Annotated in this window: 18 protein-coding genes; 12 read left to right on the top strand and 6 right to left on the bottom strand. The window is 38.9% G+C overall.

Annotated features, from left to right (window positions below; genetic code table 11):
• Positions 1 to 165: 165 nt before the first annotated feature.
• The 3 genes from JNO66_RS04145 to JNO66_RS04135 all read left to right on the top strand — a co-directional run bounded on the left by JNO66_RS04145 (position 166) and on the right by JNO66_RS04135 (position 2,453).
• Positions 166 to 1,146 (top strand): ATP-binding cassette domain-containing protein, encoded by a 981-nt coding sequence (locus JNO66_RS04145; protein WP_373367151.1) that lies wholly within the window; start codon positions 166 to 168, stop codon positions 1,144 to 1,146.
• Positions 1,143 to 1,967, top strand: coding sequence for an ABC transporter permease (locus tag JNO66_RS04140; protein ID WP_203086929.1), 825 nt, complete (start codon positions 1,143 to 1,145; stop codon positions 1,965 to 1,967). The genes JNO66_RS04145 and JNO66_RS04140 overlap by 4 nt, the downstream gene beginning before the upstream one ends.
• A 114-nt stretch (positions 1,968 to 2,081) precedes the next feature.
• Positions 2,082 to 2,453 (top strand): helix-turn-helix domain-containing protein, encoded by a 372-nt coding sequence (locus tag JNO66_RS04135; protein ID WP_203086928.1) that lies wholly within the window; start codon positions 2,082 to 2,084, stop codon positions 2,451 to 2,453.
• Between the two features lie 104 nt (positions 2,454 to 2,557).
• Here the strand turns inward: JNO66_RS04135 and JNO66_RS04130 are convergent, their stop codons facing one another.
• Genes JNO66_RS04130 through JNO66_RS04115 form a run of 4 tightly spaced genes read right to left on the bottom strand, consistent with a single transcriptional unit; the run spans position 2,558 to position 6,182 of the window.
• Positions 2,558 to 3,355, bottom strand: a complete 798-nt coding sequence (locus JNO66_RS04130; RefSeq protein ID WP_203086927.1) for an SDR family NAD(P)-dependent oxidoreductase — start codon at positions 3,353 to 3,355, stop codon at positions 2,558 to 2,560.
• 33 nt (positions 3,356 to 3,388) lie between these two features.
• Positions 3,389 to 4,486: a mandelate racemase/muconate lactonizing enzyme family protein gene (locus JNO66_RS04125; RefSeq protein WP_203086926.1), complete on the bottom strand. Its 1,098-nt coding sequence runs from the start codon at positions 4,484 to 4,486 to the stop codon at positions 3,389 to 3,391.
• Between the two features lie 10 nt (positions 4,487 to 4,496).
• Complete coding sequence (locus JNO66_RS04120) at positions 4,497 to 5,393, bottom strand: fumarylacetoacetate hydrolase family protein (RefSeq protein ID WP_203086925.1); 897 nt, start codon at positions 5,391 to 5,393, stop codon at positions 4,497 to 4,499.
• An 18-nt stretch (positions 5,394 to 5,411) separates the two neighbouring features.
• Entirely contained in the window at positions 5,412 to 6,182 is a 771-nt protein-coding gene (locus JNO66_RS04115) for an SDR family NAD(P)-dependent oxidoreductase (RefSeq protein WP_203086924.1), read from the bottom strand.
• 228 nt (positions 6,183 to 6,410) lie between these two features.
• Between JNO66_RS04115 and JNO66_RS04110 the strand changes: the two genes are divergently transcribed.
• The 3 genes from JNO66_RS04110 to JNO66_RS04100 are packed head-to-tail and all read left to right on the top strand — an operon-like array spanning position 6,411 to position 8,499.
• Positions 6,411 to 7,229: a helix-turn-helix domain-containing protein gene (locus JNO66_RS04110; protein WP_210340763.1), complete on the top strand. Its 819-nt coding sequence runs from the start codon at positions 6,411 to 6,413 to the stop codon at positions 7,227 to 7,229.
• A 12-nt stretch (positions 7,230 to 7,241) separates the two neighbouring features.
• A complete protein-coding gene (gene fucU / locus JNO66_RS04105) occupies positions 7,242 to 7,676 on the top strand; it encodes an L-fucose mutarotase (RefSeq protein ID WP_203086922.1) in 435 nt (144 codons plus the stop codon).
• Entirely contained in the window at positions 7,654 to 8,499 is an 846-nt protein-coding gene (locus JNO66_RS04100) for an amidohydrolase family protein (protein WP_203086921.1), read from the top strand. The genes fucU and JNO66_RS04100 overlap by 23 nt, the downstream gene beginning before the upstream one ends.
• Positions 8,500 to 8,687: 188 nt before the next feature.
• On the opposite strand, the gene katG is transcribed toward JNO66_RS04100, so the two are convergent.
• Entirely contained in the window at positions 8,688 to 10,919 is a 2,232-nt protein-coding gene (gene katG / locus JNO66_RS04095) for a catalase/peroxidase HPI (RefSeq protein ID WP_203086920.1), read from the bottom strand.
• A 218-nt stretch (positions 10,920 to 11,137) separates the two neighbouring features.
• On the opposite strand from katG, the gene JNO66_RS04090 reads away from it, so the two are divergent.
• Genes JNO66_RS04090 through JNO66_RS04080 form a run of 3 tightly spaced genes read left to right on the top strand, consistent with a single transcriptional unit; the run spans position 11,138 to position 12,547 of the window.
• Positions 11,138 to 12,022 carry a phosphotransferase gene (locus JNO66_RS04090; RefSeq protein WP_203086919.1) on the top strand — a complete coding sequence of 295 codons (885 nt, stop codon included), beginning with the start codon at positions 11,138 to 11,140 and terminating at the stop codon, positions 12,020 to 12,022.
• Positions 12,023 to 12,047: 25 nt separating this feature from the next.
• Positions 12,048 to 12,329: a hypothetical protein gene (locus tag JNO66_RS04085; RefSeq protein ID WP_203086918.1), complete on the top strand. Its 282-nt coding sequence runs from the start codon at positions 12,048 to 12,050 to the stop codon at positions 12,327 to 12,329.
• A gap of 32 nt (positions 12,330 to 12,361) precedes the next feature.
• Complete coding sequence (locus tag JNO66_RS04080) at positions 12,362 to 12,547, top strand: hypothetical protein (RefSeq protein WP_203086917.1); 186 nt, start codon at positions 12,362 to 12,364, stop codon at positions 12,545 to 12,547.
• A gap of 209 nt (positions 12,548 to 12,756) precedes the next feature.
• Here JNO66_RS04080 and JNO66_RS04075 read toward each other — a convergent pair whose 3' ends face one another.
• Positions 12,757 to 13,629 (bottom strand): DUF6612 family protein, encoded by an 873-nt coding sequence (locus tag JNO66_RS04075; RefSeq protein WP_203086916.1) that lies wholly within the window; start codon positions 13,627 to 13,629, stop codon positions 12,757 to 12,759.
• Positions 13,630 to 14,092: 463 nt separating this feature from the next.
• Between JNO66_RS04075 and motA the strand changes: the two genes are divergently transcribed.
• The 3 genes from motA to ytvI all read left to right on the top strand — a co-directional run bounded on the left by motA (position 14,093) and on the right by ytvI (position 16,963).
• Positions 14,093 to 14,887, top strand: coding sequence for a flagellar motor stator protein MotA (motA, locus tag JNO66_RS04070; RefSeq protein ID WP_203086915.1), 795 nt, complete (start codon positions 14,093 to 14,095; stop codon positions 14,885 to 14,887).
• Positions 14,877 to 15,695 (top strand): flagellar motor protein MotB, encoded by an 819-nt coding sequence (locus tag JNO66_RS04065; RefSeq protein ID WP_203086914.1) that lies wholly within the window; start codon positions 14,877 to 14,879, stop codon positions 15,693 to 15,695. Before motA ends, JNO66_RS04065 begins: the two co-directional genes overlap by 11 nt.
• Before the next feature lie 146 nt (positions 15,696 to 15,841).
• Positions 15,842 to 16,963 (top strand): sporulation integral membrane protein YtvI, encoded by a 1,122-nt coding sequence (ytvI, locus tag JNO66_RS04060; RefSeq protein ID WP_203086913.1) that lies wholly within the window; start codon positions 15,842 to 15,844, stop codon positions 16,961 to 16,963.
• Positions 16,964 to 16,978 lie beyond the last annotated feature (15 nt).

Raw genomic sequence — 16,978 nt, 5'->3', positions numbered from 1 at the left:
TTTTAATGAGTGATCATGCAATTATATAATCATCCTCCTACGAGAACCTAAATAATTTAATGTTCTTTAACATAAATCCCAACAATATGAATAAAGTTGTGGTTTACTAAGAATAATGGCCTATACATGGGTTATTCAACGTATACAAAAGGGTGGTGTAAAGCATTGAATCATGTAGTAAATTCAGATTTTGCAATTGAAGCAAAAGGGTTAGTCAAAGTTTTTGGAGATCACCGCGCAGTAGATGGTGTTGATCTATCCATCAAAAAAGGAACAGTATATGGGTTTTTAGGTCCGAATGGTGCAGGTAAAACAACAACCATTCGTATGCTGTCAACGCTCTTACCTTTAGACGGTGGCAAGGCGAACATCTTTGGATATGACCTAGCTTCAGAATCAGCTGAAGTACGAAGTCGCATCAGCTTAACTGGACAATATGCTTCCATTGATGAAGATTTAACAGGGATTGAAAATCTAATACTGATTGCACGTTTAATGGGGTTTTCCCGCAAACAAGCGAAGGAGCGTGCAAATGAATTGTTGCATGCATTTAGCTTGGAGGACGCGGCTAAAAGACAAGTGAAAAAGTATTCAGGTGGAATGCGACGTCGTATTGATATTGCTGCAAGCATCGTTGTGACTCCTGAACTCCTATTTCTCGATGAACCAACGACAGGACTTGATCCTAGAAGTCGAAATCAAGTGTGGGATATTGTTCGTGCGTTAGTAAAAGCCGGAACGACGGTACTATTAACGACTCAATACTTAGAAGAAGCCGATCAGCTTGCAGATCGAATTGCAGTAATTAATCAAGGTAAAATTATTGCAGAGGGAACAAGTGATGAATTAAAAGCATCTGTTGGTTCAGGAACCCTGCAATTACGTTTACGTCATAGCGAGGAAAGCACTCAAGCGAAGGCCTTGCTCGAAACCATAATTGATGGACCGGTACATATCGGATCAGATTCAACCTCACTCACTTGTCAGGTGACACATTCATCCATTGTGATTGAGGCGCTTAACGGGTTGAATGATGCTGGCATTTCACTTGTAGACTTTTCTCTTGGTCAACCAAGTCTAGATGAGGTTTTCCTTACCTTAACAGGCCAAACGGCGCCAATTGAAAAGGAGGGGGAAGGTAAATGAGTCAACAATCTGATGTAGACCAAAAACTACAAGATGCGATTGCATCAAGTGTTAGGCCACCACATCCAAGTCCGCTTTCATCGTCTTTAACTTTTTCCACAAGAGCTTTGTTACGAATTAAACACGTACCAGAACAATTGTTCGATGTTACAATGTTCCCGATTATCTTTCTGTTAATGTTCACCTACCTGTTTGGTGGAGCGATTGCTGGATCAACAGGTGAGTATTTACAGTTCTTGCTACCAGGCATTTTAGTGATGACCGTTGCTCAGATCACAATGTATACAGGTGTAGACTTAAACAATGACATTCGAAAAGGTGTGTTTGACCGTTTTAGAACATTACCAATATGGTTACCTTCTGCTTTAGTCGGTGCTTTACTTATAGATGCCGTTCGCTATTTGATGGCGTCAACGATTATGATACTTCTAGGGTTACTGCTTGGCTTTAGACCAGAGGGAGGATTTATTGGCGTTCTGGCTGCTTTAGGTCTTATCCTCATCTTTTGCTTTAGTTTGTCTTGGATTTGGACGACACTTGGGATCATTATGCGTTCAGAAAAATCTCTAATGATGGTTAGTATGATGGTTTTATTCCCATTGACATTTGTAAGTAATGTGTTTGTTGACCCCCAAACACTTCCTGAAATTCTTCAAGGATTTGTAGATGTGAATCCTATTTCATTATTAGTGACGGCAGTAAGAGGATGCATGTATGGTTCAGTAGCAGCTTCAGAGATTGGCTGGGTGTTGTTAGCATCGGCAATTATTTTAGTCATCTTTGCACCACTAACGATGTACTTATACAAAAACAAAAAATAGCAAAGTAGGGGCCTTCTTGACGAACGAACGTATAAGAAGGCTTTTTTAGTGAAAACCATATCTCTTTATTCGCCACTATTATACAATTAGTATAATAAGGGGAGGGGATATGAGATGAACGCTAAACGAAATTCGACTGGCTTTTTAGTTAAACAACGATTGTTCTTAAAAGCGTATCTGATTACCTTCATTGAAAAAGGTAGGCCCTATGGTACACAGATGCTTCAAGAATTAAAAGAACAATTTAAGCCCTTTGGATTTTCACCAAATCATGCGGAAGTATATAGAGCCTTACATGAATTAATGAAAGAAGGCGTCATACGCCCTGATAAACGAAAATTGCGAGAAGACACGTTTCAAGAAGTGACGATATATTTCTTAAGAGATAGTGAAAAAGCACAGAGCATAAAACAACAAGCACTAGATGAATTCATCAGGTCTCATGCCCTGTTAGAACAAGCTATTGAAGACTTAACTGACAAGTAACATATAGATAAAAATGAGAAATTTGACGGTGTCGGAACGTTTGTTCCGTTTCGATTCCAAATAAAAAAGGAGGATGGAGTGTTACCATCTTCCTTCAATAGTGATTATCGTTCCAATTGATCATCAGGTTGAGCCGCTTTTACGGTTAATCCGCCATCTACCATTAATAAATGACCATTAATTTGCTCTGCTTCGTCTGAAGCTAAGAAGACGACAGCATCACCAATCTGCTTTGGCGTTCCAAGTCTTTTCATAGGATTAGCTTCTATTTCACGCTTATGATTCTCTTCATCCTCGAACATAGCGCTAGTCATATCTGTTTGCACGGTACTTGGCCCGACCGCATTTACATTAATATGATAAGGTCCTAATTCTATAGCCAACGCCTTAGTTAATTGAGTTGCAGCAGCTTTTGATGAGATATAGTGTGGGAGTACTGGACTTGTAATAAGAACACCAGCTGTAGATGCAATCGTGATCATTTTACCATATCTCTTCTCAATCATATGAGGTGCAACACGTTGACTTAATAAGAAAATGGATTTGACGTTTGTCTCATAGGTTGAGTCCCATGTATGCTCAGACACATGTAAAAAGGATTCAAAGGGAGCAATCCCTGCATTATTAACAAGAATCTCAACATGACCTAAGGCTTCTTCAACCTCCGTAATCATTAGATCAACTTCTTGTTTAATCCCTACATTCCCTTGAACAATCATTGTTTTCACATGATAGGTTTGTTCTATATGCTTTTGTAAAATGCTTGCTTGTTCTTTTAATTCTTGTGTATGATAATTGATTGCTACATGAGCACCTTCTTCTGCTAGACGTGTGACGATCGCTTTCCCAATCCCTCTAGCGCCTCCAGTGACAAGAGCAATGCGGCCAGCTAATCTCCCCATATGATATCTCCCTTATCAAGTAGTGTGAAATCCTCATCCAATCCTACAATCCTTCAAAACAGAGTCTTTTAACTTACAACCAAGTCCAGGCTCTTCTGGTAGCGTATAGTACCCATTCACGACTTGGATCGGATCTTCCCAAATGTCCATAATTGATTCATAGCAGCACTCAACCATCGGAACATTTGAGGAGGCAGCAGCAAGCTGCACATGTAGTTTTTGTTGAACGTTGGTATGTGGAATCACTTCTAGATCATGACAGCGGGCAAGTGCAGCTACATCTAGCCACTCATCAATTCCTGAGAGCTTGGTCGCATCAGCCTGAATAATATCGACCGCACCCGCTTCAATGTATTCACGAAAATCATATTTCGTATAAATGGTTTCACCTACAGCGATAGGTACGTCAAGCGCCTGAGCAAGCTTAGCATGGTCCGTTTTATTAAATGGATTCATCGGTTCTTCAAGCCAGTAAATATCAAATTCCTCAAGCTTTCTGCCCCAAACCATAGCGGTTTTCAAATCCCAAACCGTGTTCACATCAACCATAAGTTTCACTTCTTTTGGAATAGATTGACGCACTTGCTTCACTCGCTCGTAATCTTCTCTAGGATCAGGCAAGCCTAACTTCATTTTAACCGCATCGAATCCCCGCTCAACTAAAGCATTCATATCTCGAACGAGTTCATCTGTCGTTGTGTGTAACCAGCCACCGTCCGTATTATATGCTTTAACTTTCTCTTTAGCGGGACCTAAGTATCTCCATAATGGCATGTTAGCCACTTTAAGTCTGATATCCCAAAGTGCAAAGTTTACCGCACAAAGAGCCACTCTTGTAATACCCACTTGTCCGATAAAATGATTGGTGTAGTGTAGCTTTTTCATCAGGCTCTTATGAAGGAGAGGATCTTCTCCTTTTAGAGCAGGGGCATACGTATCATCGATAATGGTCTGGATGGCCCGAGATCCTTTTGTATAGTTCCAATTAAACCCCCAACCACTAATGCCTTCATTCGTATCGATACGTACCGCCACAAATTCAACCGATTCTAATCTTGTTTGCGAGTCCGTGATGGCTTTTTGTTTTAAAGGAACATCTAATAAATAGGTTTCAACATTTGTGATTTTCATAGTCCGCTCCTCACTTTTCCTCGATGAAGGTATTCGTTAAAGCTCCTAGTTTCTCAATTTCAACAGTTACAACATCACCTGGCTTTAAGTAGTTGCGTTTATCTTCCGGTTGCCCAAGAACAACCCCCTCTGGAGTTCCAGTTAAAATCATATCACCTGGTTCAAGCGTGAAATGTTTGGAGATGTAGCTTATGATCTCTTTACAATTGAAAATCATATCTGACGTATTAGAATCCTGTCTTAGCTCATTATTTACCGTTGTTTGGAGAGCCAGTGATTGAGGATCACCAACTTCATCTGCTGTAACAAGATAGGGACCGATTGGACTAAAATCATCACAGGTTTTACCTAAAAGCCATTGTGGCGTTCTCATCTGAAGGTCACGTGCCGATAAGTCATTTGCAATTGTATATCCTAAAACATAATCTAGGGCATGATCTTCACTAACGTTTTTGGCTTTCTTACCAATAACGACAGCTAATTCAACCTCATAATCAAGTTCTTCGGTCACATTCGGGATAGCGATATCCTTTAAATGGCCAGTGAGCGTATTATTAAATTTGTTAAAAAGGATAGGGACTTCTGGATAGGCTGCTCCTGTTTCATCAGCATGGCGCCGGTAATTTAATCCTACGCAAATAATTTTGCTAGGATGAGTAACGACAGGGCCAAAATGGCATTCTTCTTCTTCAAATACATAAGGTTGGTCGCTAGTCGTACGTAATGTTTGAAGATAACTTGCTATACGAATCGTTGATTCAGCGCCAACCTCTATGAATTCGCTTACAGTTTGAGGTATTCCTTCACAAGGCAAGACTTCTAAAGCCTTACGGATATGAATAATGTGATGATCTAATACGATACCTAGTTGATCTTTTTGGTCAATAACGATATTACATATTTTCACTTTACACACTCCTTATGATTAAGCATTTTTTCCGAAAACGACACCGCCATCAATGTACAGTGGAGAACCCATCATAAATTTGGATTCATCTGAAGCCAAGAATAATGCTGCTCTTGCGACATCCTCAGGTTTTCCTAGTTCTCCAGATAATTGTCGGGTTTTTACTTTTGCAATAGCTGCTTCTGGATCAGGTGATTGACTTAAATACTGTTCAACAAAGGGTGTAAATATCGTTCCTGGTAAGATGGCGTTCACACGAATATGATAAGAGGCATAGTCTACTTGCATTGATTTCGTTAAAGAAAGGATTGCCCCTTTTGTCGCAGCGTAAGACGCTCGGTCTGCTAGGCCAATTTCAGCAATACATGATGACATATTAATGATCGTTCCATTCGATTCTTTCATCATATGGGGGAGTACATATTTACTAGGGAGATACACTCCTTTTATATTTACCTGCATAATCCGGTCCCAATCTTCTTCCTCAATTAAATGAAGAGGGCCAATTCCACTTATTCCAGCATTATTAAACAGAATATCAATCGTAGAATATGTTTGAATGATTTGATCAACCATATTTTTTACTGATTCAGCATCTGTTGTGTCCGCTTGAATAAAGGTAGATTCTCCGCCTTCTTCTTTTATAGAGTGAACTGTTTCCTCACCACGATTCCGGTCGATATCATTAACAATAACTGTCGCTGCCTCTCTAGCAAAAAGCTGTGCCGTCTGCCTACCAATTCCAGAACCAGCTCCTGTAATTAGAGCAATCTTGCCCTCTAAACGCATTCGAACACTCCCTCCGCATCTTATTAATCAATTGAACATGAACATATTTCCAAAAACAAAAACCAATATGATATGATTTTCATAATTAGTTTATCATATGGTATAAGCTACACTAATAGCTTCATTTAACAGAATCGTAGCTTATTTTAACATTTTAAGACTCGGAGGTTGGAATGGATGCATCCGATTAGAAAGAAACTCTCTTCAGAAGGAACCATGCCATTTTTGTTGAATTATAAGATAACCAAGGGAAAAGAGGAGGAACTAACCGAACATTTACATGATTGGTGCGAGCTTATTTACATTCATAAAGGAGGAGCAACGTTTTTTATTGATCAAATGATCTATGAATTGGAAGAAGGCGATTTCATTTTCATTCCACCGAACAGCATTCATAAGTCTACGTTGCAAGGAGATCATACACTGACAGCAACTGCACTATTCTTTTCACCATCAAACTCCATTTTTTCAGAAGCTAACCGCCAGATATTGAACCAAACATTTAAAAAGGTTAAAGAGGATCGATTATTTAGATATAAGCTATCAGCTCCTGACCAGAGACTTGTCCTTACTTTTTTTGAACGAATACATCAGGAGAAATTAACGATGAATTCTCACTGGGAGGAGGTATGCTCATTACATATTCTCTTGTTCATTCTTCAGATTAATCGTTGGTTTGATCACTTAAAACTTCTTCCGAATCCTATACCACCGAACTTAATGTGGATTCAAGATAGCTTAGAATATATCGACAAAAATCTAAGCAAAACAGTAAGGCTGGAGGATTTAGCTCAAATAGCAAACATGAGTACCGTGTATTTCAGCAAAAAATTTAAACAAACGATAGGTATGACTTTTAGTGAGTTCTTAGCTACAAAACGACTATTAAAAACACGTGAACTTCTAGCACATACAGATTGGAGCATTCAATCTATCGCGGAGCAATTAGGATATCAAAGTATGCCTCATTTTTTCCGCTCATTCAAAAAAGCAGTGGGGGTAACACCCTCTACGTACCGTAAACAAAATTATAAACTAATACGGTGAGGTGACAATGATATGTTAAAAGGGATCTCTCCATTATTAAGTCCTGAACTGGTCAAGATTTTAATGGAAATGGGGCATGGTGATGAAATTGTTTTAGCAGATGCCCATTTTCCAGCAGCGAGTCATACCTCGCGATTAATCAGAAGTGATGGGATCACCATTCCTGCATTATTAGACGCTATTTTACCTTTATTTCCGTTAGACCAATACGTGCAAGAACCTTTAAGCTTGATGAAGGTTGTAGAAGGAGATCGAGTTGAAACGCCTATTTGGGGAATGTACCAAGAGAAGGTAGGATCCACATCATTCGAATACTTAGAGAGATTTGATTTCTATGAACGAGCAAAACAAGCCTATGCCATTGTAGCGACAGGTGAGAAGTCACAGTATGCCAACATTATTCTAAAGAAGGGGGTCGTCTTAGATGGGGAAGACCATTCGAATTGATGCACATCAACATTTCTGGAGGATCGAGGATGGTTATTATGATTGGATTGATCCTAGTGATTCGGTACTTTACCGCGATTATGTACCAGAGGATTTAGTCCATCATCTAAAAACACATTCAATGGACGGAACCATAACCGTTCAAGCTTCTCCAAACATAAAAGATACTGAGTTGCTTTTAGAGTTAAGTGAACAAACAAACTCTATACTAGGTGTAGTTGGCTGGGTTGATGTAACAGGTCATACGTTTAAAGAAGATCTAGAAACTTTAAAGAAGCATAAGAAATTTGTAGGTATTCGTGTCATGATTCAAGATATGGAGGATCCGTCCATCCTATTAAGCTCTTCATATTTGAAAGCGTTTAAATATTTGGAGAAGCAGCAAATATCCGTTGATTTGTTGGTAAGAGAAATTCAATTACCTGTAATCGTACAGTTATTAAGAGAAGTACCTAAATTAAGAGCTATGATTGATCATTTAGGTAAACCTACGATTGCAAATGCCCAGCTTGACACTTGGGAAGATCAGCTTCAGGAGATCGCTTCTTATTCAACAGTCTACTGCAAGCTTTCTGGATTAGTGACAGAGGCAAAAGTCGACTGGGAGATTCTTGATTTTAAGCCATATCTTCAACGTGCATATGATGCATTTGGTCCTAATCGTTTAATGTTTGGGAGTGATTGGCCCGTCTGTTTAGTAGCCGCAACATATGATGAAGTAGTTGAGATCATAAACAGTACATTTGAAGATAAGTTATCAGAAGAAGACAAACATAAGCTATTTGGAGAGAATGCAGCAAGGTTTTATCGTATAGACATATAACTAAGAAGAGGCTGGGACATAACGTCAATTTAGATAACAAAACACGAACATAGCAATAAATCCGCTTCAGGAGAATCCTTCGCTCGTCTTACTAAAAATCAAAAAACACGAAAGGCGAATGATTCAATCGTAGAATCATTCGCCTTTTTTGTATCGATTATTAGTTATATCCCAAGCTCTTTTTTATTTTATACCGATTGTTTGCTTCGTTGCTTTAATTCAAATCGATCCGCATTCATCACCTTAACCCATGCAGAGATAAAGTCTTGCACGAACTTTCCTTTGTTATCATCCTGTGCGTACACTTCTGAGATTGCGCGTAATACGGAGTTTGAACCGAAAACAAGATCAATACGTGATGCTTTGCGTACAACTTGTTTGCTCTGAAGATCATACCCATCATAGGTACCTTCATCAGTAGGCTTCCATGCTACTTGATTATCTAATAAGTGCACAAAGAAATCATTGGTGAGCACGCCAACCTGATTTGTGAATACACCTTTATCAGAACCACCATGATTTGCTCCGAGAACTCGTAACCCTCCAACAAGAACGGTCATTTCAGGAGCCGTTAATCCAAGAAGCTGAGCTTTATCAACTAAAAGCTCTTCGGCAGTCACGCTGTACTGGTTCTTCTGATAGTTACGGAACCCATCTGCAAAAGGCTCTAGTACATCAAAGCTATCTGCATCCGTTTGTTCCTCAGTGGCATCTCCACGCCCCTGGGCAAAAGGTACTTCTACGTTAAAGCCAGCATCCTGTGCGGCTTTTTCAATAGCAGCAGTACCACCTAATACGATTAGGTCAGCGATACTAATATCCGTTTTACCATCTGCTTTAATTGTCTCAAATACTTGAAGTACCTTCTGAAGCTGAGCTGGTTCGTTTACTTCCCAGTTCTTTTGCGGTTCTAAACGGATACGAGCGCCATTGGCGCCACCACGGTTATCAGACCTGCGGAAGGTAGCAGCTGAAGCCCATGCCGTTGATACGAGCTCACTAACCGAAAGCCCTGATTGAAGAATCGTCGCTTTAAGTGAAGAAATCTCTTCATCGGTCAATGTATAATCAACTGTCGGCACAGGATCCTGCCAAATTAACTCTTCCTGTGGAACTTCTGGACCAAGATAACGAGAGCGAGGGCCCATATCACGATGGAGTAGCTTAAACCAAGCACGAGCAAAAACATCTGCAAACTCCTCAGGGTTCTGATGGAAATGACGAGCAATTTTCTCATAGGCTGAATCCATGCGTAATGCCATGTCAGCTGTTGTCATAATGGTTTTGACTCGGATAGAGGAATCTTCCGCGTCAGGCGCAAGATGTTTCTCGTCCTGATCAACCGCAACCCATTGATACGCTCCTGCTGGACTTTTCGTTAACTCCCACTCATAACCGAATAATAAGTCAAAGAATCCATTGTCCCATTGTGTAGGGTTGGCTGTCCACGCACCTTCAATTCCACTTGTAATGGTATCGCGTCCCTTTCCGCTACCGTGAGAGCTGATCCATCCTAAGCCTTGTGCTTCAAGTGGTGCAGCTTCAGGCTCAGGCCCAACTTGCTTTGCATCACCAGCACCATGAGCCTTACCGAACGTATGTCCGCCCGCGATAAGAGCGACCGTTTCCTCATCATTCATTCCCATACGAGCAAACGTTTCACGAATATCTCGACCACTACCAACTGGATCTGGCTTTCCATTAGGACCTTCAGGATTCACGTAAATTAACCCCATTTGAACAGCAGCAAGGGGATCTTCAAGCTGTCGATCACCTGTGTAACGGTTGTCACCCAGCATTTCTGTTTCATTTCCCCAATAGACATCTTCTTCCGGTTGCCAAATATCTTCACGGCCGCCACCAAAACCAAATGTTTTTCCACCCATTGATTCAATGGCTACATTCCCAGTCATAAGAAGGAGGTCAGCCCATGAAATCTTATTTCCATACTTTTGTTTAATTGGCCAGAGAAGGCGACGCGCTTTATCAACGTTTGCATTATCAGCCCAGCTATTTAGAGGTGCAAAGCGTTGATTACCTGTATTCCCACCACCGCGGCCATCACCTGTACGATATGTACCTGCAGCATGCCACGCCATTCGAATGAAAAGGGGACCGTAATGGCCATAGTCTGCCGGCCAAAAATCTTGACTATCCGTCATAAGAGCTTCAAGATCCTTTTTTAACGCGGTATAATCTAATGTTTCAAATTCTGCCTTATAATTAAATTCAGCTCCGAATGGGTTAGACTTACGATCGTGTTGATGGAGGATGTTCAAATTTAATTGGTTTGGCCACCAATCCTTATTTGTTGTACCACTGGAATGTGCACTCGTTGTACTCCCGTGTAAAAAAGGACATTTCCCACCAGACTCGTCTGCGCCATGATTTGCGCGCGAAATAATATTATTACGGCTCATGCAAATTCCCCATTTCTTTGTATATTTTTGTAGAAATAACACGAAAACGACTATTAGATAATAATCGTTATTATCTAATTATTATATTAAAAAGTTTGAGAGATGAAAAGGAAAAGATGCTCAAAATTGCAAACGCTTAAAATATTTCTGGATTCAAACTTCAATTTATTGGGAAAGACAGTACATAAGATTACAGTAGAGTAGTGAGGGAGCGACTAATGTTTAGCAAAAAACTATTTCCAAACGAGAGTATCATAGAAATCCAAGAACTTAGCCCTGGATATGAAGACCATGCCAGTGACGTCTGGTTAGTAAAGACAACTGATAGAGAAGTAATAGTTCGCTCATCCAAGATGGTTGATGAGCCATCTAATGCGTTCTGGTGGGGATGCCACAATCTATTTGGTATTGATCCAAGACGATTAACCGAACTTAATATTATTCACCAGACGTTGAGTAAACAGACGCAGATTCCGATCCCAACTTTGTTTGATGTTAAGAAAATAGACGAAAAAGAATTTGCTTTATTGGAAAAAATACAGGGTGCGACCATTCATTCCTTTATAGATCAACACCCATCAATGATGAAAAGCTTAGGGGCAGGATTAGCAGGAATCCACTCCATAAAGAGAGATTATATAGGATCTCCTAGTAGAACCTTCCACGTTTCGTTAGATCAGTTTCATTCACATGTCACAGAAACAATGAGTCAACTGGTATTTAGGTTTTACGATGATAAAAAGGACTTTAAAGAATTACTCCACACGACTCGTACACAGCTTCAGCATATTTCTCATCCAGAATCTTCAACATTTGTATTAGTAGATATTGACCCAACTCAATTTTTGAGCGACGGAAACACGATTACAGGTTTGGTTGACACAGAAGCCTATGTCGTTGCTCCACGAGAGCTTGATTTTGTTGGTCTTGAGTATGTATTAGATGAGCCATCCGCAGCAGCCTTTAAAGAAGGTTATCAAACGGTGTTAGAGCTACCGCAGCTAGAACACGTGAGAATACCTTACAGATTTTTATATCGTCTATTATCTGTACAAGGGAATGTGGAGCTTGAGACTTGGATGAATAGAAAGATTTTGTTTTAACTAAAAGTAAAGGGAGAAGAGTAGCATGAATAATGAGCAAAATCAAAATCAATCATACGATGCTCTTTCTGTCTTAACGTTGATCACCGGGATTCTCTCAGCATTTTGGTTTGTTTTTTTACCTATAGTAGGTGGTCTAGTAGGAATTGTTGGTATCGTACTCGCATCTATTGCGAAACAACAAGATGATTATAATCAAAGGTTAGTAAAATGGGGTAGGGGGATTAGTTTAGTTACAGGAGGAATGATCGCCGTTCTATTACCTTTAACACTACTGATGGAGTTTGTTAAATTTATTAGTTCTTAGGAAAAGTAATGATGAAAAAGGAGGAATATACTATGGAAGCTAATGATAAGAAGACATCAAAGAAAAAGCTAATTATCGTTTTCGGCATTGTCGCATTCGTTTCTGGACTTTCATTAGAACCTTTCTTATTAACTTTTTTACTTGCTTTCAGCAGGAATACTTGCACCAGTTATAAAGTTCATTATTCAAATAGTGAGAGGAGTAGTTTAAACGTGTAAATTGCAAAAAAAGTTTAATGATTTTTCTAGGTTTACATAATATATATTATCGGAACCAATAGAAAATTGATCAGTTATATCTCATTATCTAAGTATTCTTGTTGTTTTGAGACGAAAGAAAAATAATGATATAATTTATGTCATAACTAAAAAATCATCACTTGGATTCTTATGATCTCAAATGATGATTCTCATCTTTATTTAAGTTACTATTCCATATTTCCGAGTTCCATTTTATATTCTTCAGCATTCTCAATAATATCATCAGGAATACCATTTAATTCTGTTTTATTAAAGTCCTGTACATTTAAATATGTTTCAAGATACATATCAACTTGATCTCCATTATGCTGCATTGCAAGTTGGATATTAATATCCATTCTGTTAATCATATTTGTTTTTTTCTCAACACTCACAATGAATTCTAACTCCTTAATCTCCATGTGATTCACTAAATCAGATGATTGTTGCTCATTTATAAGACTGCTTAGTTCTAAAGATTGAACAACAGCAGACCTCACTTCCATTCCTGCCCCTTCAACCCTTAGTTCGCATTCTTTATCAGTTTCCTCAAATTCCTCTACCTTAATTAGATGACTGTATTCTTCAGCGATAGAAAGATATTGCTGTAATTCGGCTTTTGGATCATGGTGCAAATTCAAATCTTCCCTTAATTCAACTGGTACCTCCATCCAAACATCGGATTGCTGATTATATACGTACGCTAATTCCTTTGTAACATACTGAGCTACTTGGGTTAGTTTTTCACTCGCATTTGCCGATGAATGCGTTGTTTCAAATTGTTGATACATCACAAATGGCGAATCATTATATTGAGTAAACCGATTCTGTATTGTGGTATCTTCTTTGTTATCACCTTTTTTGATAGCCTGAATATGAGCAGATTCAATACTTACACTTTGCAGCTCATTTAATTCTTCTTTTATTTGTTGAATCAATTCTTCTGCTATGAATCGGTTCGTTTCCTTTACTTCTTCAGTAGGATAATCCTTATTCACACAAGATAGTAAAATACAAATGCATAGTAAGATCACACACGTAGATATCGCTTCTTTAATCATTAACATATACTCCCTTTATTTAAATGAATTAAAGACGCACTCTAATTTCACATTAATACACAGTGTACCACATTTCTAGCGATAAAACGGATAAATCGTAAAGTACTCATTTTTCACTTCAATATACCTAGATGTTTAGTCTATTATTTTTTAAATGATGAGACTGAATCATCACTTTTGAAGAAGAAACTGTGGAATCGATGTCCTTTACATCTATATAAGTATATATACCTAATAAAATGACGTGTCAAAGCGTAATTTACTATTTATTAATCACTTTCCTCTAGCGATATCGGCAGTTTTTTGTTAATGTTTACACGCCATTACTCCTTATTTTCACGCAAAAATTGGTAAAATTATAAGTCGAAGCAAGCATTTTATGAGAATGTTAAACCATTCTTACTTACTAGGACTTAAGTATAGTATACTGAATCATATCAATTTATTTTTAAGGAGAATCATAATGGATAAAACGTCATATATCGGAATTGCCTTAGGAGTTGCAGCCGTATTATTTGGAATGGTTGCAAAAGGAACCAGTTTGGCAGTTCTCGTAAACCCTGCTGCGATTCTGATCATTTTCGCAGGAACGGCTGCTGCAATTATGATCGCCTTCCCTTTCGCTGAGGTGAAACGAGTTCCTAGTTTATTTAAAGTATTATTTACCGAGAAAAAACAAGTCTCCCAGGAAGAACTAGTTAAGCAATTTGTAGAATATGCAACGATTTCACGCCGTGAAGGTATGCTTGCATTAGAATCTAAGGTAGATGAAATCGATGATCCATTCTTTAAACAAGCTGTTCGTATGATGATTGACGGCCAAGAGCCTGAATTTATTCGTCATACCTTAAATGAACGAATTGATGCGATGCAAGACCGTCATGCATCTGGTGCCTCTATTTTCACGCAGGCAGGTACGTATTCACCGAGTTTAGGCGTTTTAGGTGCTGTTCTAGGATTGATTGCTGCACTTGGAAATCTTGACGATACAGAAGCATTAGGTCATTCCATTGCTGCTGCATTTGTTGCAACCCTTTTTGGTATCTTTTTAGGGTACGTTCTCTTCCACCCCTTTGCTAACAAGCTAAAACGTAAGTCAAGAGCTGAAGTTCTACATAATCATATGATTGTTGAAGGCACGATTGCGATCTTAAACGGAAGCTCACCACGAGCAATCGAAGAATATTTAAGTGTATATATGGGAGAAAAAGAACAGCTTTCCTATATTGAAGGAGCTGAGCAGGAAAATGTCAGCTAGACGAAAAAAGCATGATGAAGAGCATGTTGATGAGAGTTGGCTATTGCCTTATGCCGACATGCTTACTTTATTACTTGCCCTCTTTATCATATTGTTTGCAATGGGCCAAGTAGATAACACTCGCTACGAATCCTTAAAGTCAGCGCTAAATGAAGCATTAGGTGGAACGAGTATTTTAGAGCAATCTGATTCACTTGAGGGTGAAGGAACCTCCCCTCCCGAAGATGCCGCGGAAGTGACTGACCTAGATGAAGTAAATGACGCAGAAAATGATCAACAAACCGATCAAGATGGTACCAGTCAGGAAGGTCCTTCTGAAGATCTGTGGGAGCTACAACGAGAGTTAAACCGCTACATAGAAGAACAAGGATTAAGTGACCGTCTCACAACGGAAATTGGAATGGATGGTCTCCTCATTACCATTAATGATAATATCCTGTTTGATTCAGGTAGTGACAGTCTTAAAGATGAAGCTCGTGATATCGTATTTGAAATTTCCGATATGCTAGCAACAGACCCACCTAGATATATTCAAATTTCAGGGCATACGGATGATAATCCAATTAACACTCCACAGTTTCAGTCAAACTGGTCTTTAAGTATCTCTCGGGCTGAAAATGTATTAGGCTTCTTCTTAATGAATGATCAACTAAACCCAAATCAGTTTATTGTAGCTGGTCATGGTGAATACAAGCCTATTGCCTCAAATGATACAGAGGAAGGCCGTCAACAAAACCGACGTGTAGAAATTTTAATTCTTCCATTTAATGTTGAAAGAGAACGACTAGAAACAGAATTCGCGGAATAAGGTGTCTGAAACACTCTTTTTAGGGTGTTTCTTTTTCGTTTGATTAATGTTTGACAGGTCATTTTAAGGGAATTAATATATAAGGAAATACTTGGTTCATACAAAGTAACAGTCACATTTTTAGAACATCAGAAAGGATACATCCTATGACCAAAGCTCAAGCCTACATGGTACTTCGAGCCATACTCTTTACGCTCGCCCTCATTTTAGCAAGCTGGCTTTTTATTAAATTATTTAAAGTCACTTATCCTTTTTGGTTTGCTGCTTTCTTTGCGTGGACTATGCAGCCATTTATCAGGCTACTCATGAAAAAGGTTAAACTAAATACAGGTTTTGCAAGCATTATAAGTTTATTAAGCGGAGTCGTTGTCATTTCTTCTTTATTAGCCGGAATTGTCTTTCTTATTTACATTAGTCTTAGACAATTTTTTAATCAGGTCCCAATTTGGATTGAAACAGGCTCTATTAAGTTTCAAAGCTTTTTTAATGAAACGATTCTTCCTTTTTGGCAGCAAGGGCTAGGTTTATTTAATAGTCTTGATGGCACTCAACAAGAAGCTTTAAAGCAAAGTATTTCGCAATTGGGTGGCCAATTAGGCTCTCTTATCGGTCAAACTGGGCAATCTTTGCTCGATTGGACATATCAGCTTATTTTAGGACTTCCAGCTTTCCTTGTCGCTTTCTTATTTGGAGTTATAAGCATTTACTTTATGGGTAAAAGCTGGCATAGCTATCAAGCGGCCTTTAGAAAAGTCGTTCCATTAGGAGTGCGAAAAAAGTTCCGTGAGTTTGTTCAAGGTGTGAGGATTCGCTTGTTTGGATTTATTAGAGCACAGGTCATTCTCATGTTTATTACCGCAATTATCGTGTATGTTGGCCTTCTAATTATTCGGGTAGATGGTGCTTTCACTCTAGCGATTATTGTCGGACTTGCAGAACTTCTGCCTTATCTAGGAACAGGGACAATCTTACTCCCTTGGGCAGTTTACTTGTTAATTAGCGGCGACTTTTCACTTGCATTCGGAATATTGATTTTATATGGAATTATCGTGGTTATACGTCAAATGATTGAGCCAAAGGTTCTTTCCAGTAGTTTGAACTTGAATCCTGTAGCCGTTCTTATTTCCATGTTTGCAGGTCTTCAAATTTTAGGCGCTGTAGGTATTATCGTCGGTCCATTGATTTTAGTTTTAGTTATGATTTTCCATGATATTGGATTAACAACCTCCATCGGACAGTTTATCCGATACGGCTGGAAGGAAGAATAAGCAAAAAGCATTTCT

Origin of the sequence: Alkalicoccobacillus gibsonii (assembly GCF_016798245.1) — a bacterium.
Taxonomy (GTDB): Bacteria; Bacillota; Bacilli; order Bacillales; family Bacillaceae_D; genus Alkalicoccobacillus; species Alkalicoccobacillus gibsonii.
The sequence above is the reverse complement of the archived record's forward strand: the minus strand, read 5'-3'. Positions and strand labels throughout refer to the sequence as shown.

Excerpts from the sequence above, each read along its gene's own strand:
- JNO66_RS04140 (WP_203086929.1), top strand. The coding sequence starts at position 1,143 with ATGAGTCAACAATCTGATGTAGACCAAAAACTACAAGATGCGATTGCA.
- JNO66_RS04135 (WP_203086928.1), top strand. The coding sequence starts at position 2,082 with ATGAACGCTAAACGAAATTCGACTGGCTTTTTAGTTAAACAACGATTG.
- JNO66_RS04130 (WP_203086927.1), bottom strand. The coding sequence starts at position 3,355 with ATGGGGAGATTAGCTGGCCGCATTGCTCTTGTCACTGGAGGCGCTAGA.
- JNO66_RS04125 (WP_203086926.1), bottom strand. The coding sequence starts at position 4,486 with ATGAAAATCACAAATGTTGAAACCTATTTATTAGATGTTCCTTTAAAA.
- JNO66_RS04115 (WP_203086924.1), bottom strand. The coding sequence starts at position 6,182 with ATGCGTTTAGAGGGCAAGATTGCTCTAATTACAGGAGCTGGTTCTGGA.
- fucU (WP_203086922.1), top strand. The coding sequence starts at position 7,242 with ATGTTAAAAGGGATCTCTCCATTATTAAGTCCTGAACTGGTCAAGATT.
- JNO66_RS04100 (WP_203086921.1), top strand. The coding sequence starts at position 7,654 with ATGGGGAAGACCATTCGAATTGATGCACATCAACATTTCTGGAGGATC.
- katG (WP_203086920.1), bottom strand. The coding sequence starts at position 10,919 with ATGAGCCGTAATAATATTATTTCGCGCGCAAATCATGGCGCAGACGAG.
- JNO66_RS04090 (WP_203086919.1), top strand. The coding sequence starts at position 11,138 with ATGTTTAGCAAAAAACTATTTCCAAACGAGAGTATCATAGAAATCCAA.
- JNO66_RS04085 (WP_203086918.1), top strand. The coding sequence starts at position 12,048 with ATGAATAATGAGCAAAATCAAAATCAATCATACGATGCTCTTTCTGTC.
- JNO66_RS04080 (WP_203086917.1), top strand. The coding sequence starts at position 12,362 with ATGGAAGCTAATGATAAGAAGACATCAAAGAAAAAGCTAATTATCGTT.
- JNO66_RS04075 (WP_203086916.1), bottom strand. The coding sequence starts at position 13,629 with ATGATTAAAGAAGCGATATCTACGTGTGTGATCTTACTATGCATTTGT.
- motA (WP_203086915.1), top strand. The coding sequence starts at position 14,093 with ATGGATAAAACGTCATATATCGGAATTGCCTTAGGAGTTGCAGCCGTA.
- JNO66_RS04065 (WP_203086914.1), top strand. The coding sequence starts at position 14,877 with ATGTCAGCTAGACGAAAAAAGCATGATGAAGAGCATGTTGATGAGAGT.
- ytvI (WP_203086913.1), top strand. The coding sequence starts at position 15,842 with ATGACCAAAGCTCAAGCCTACATGGTACTTCGAGCCATACTCTTTACG.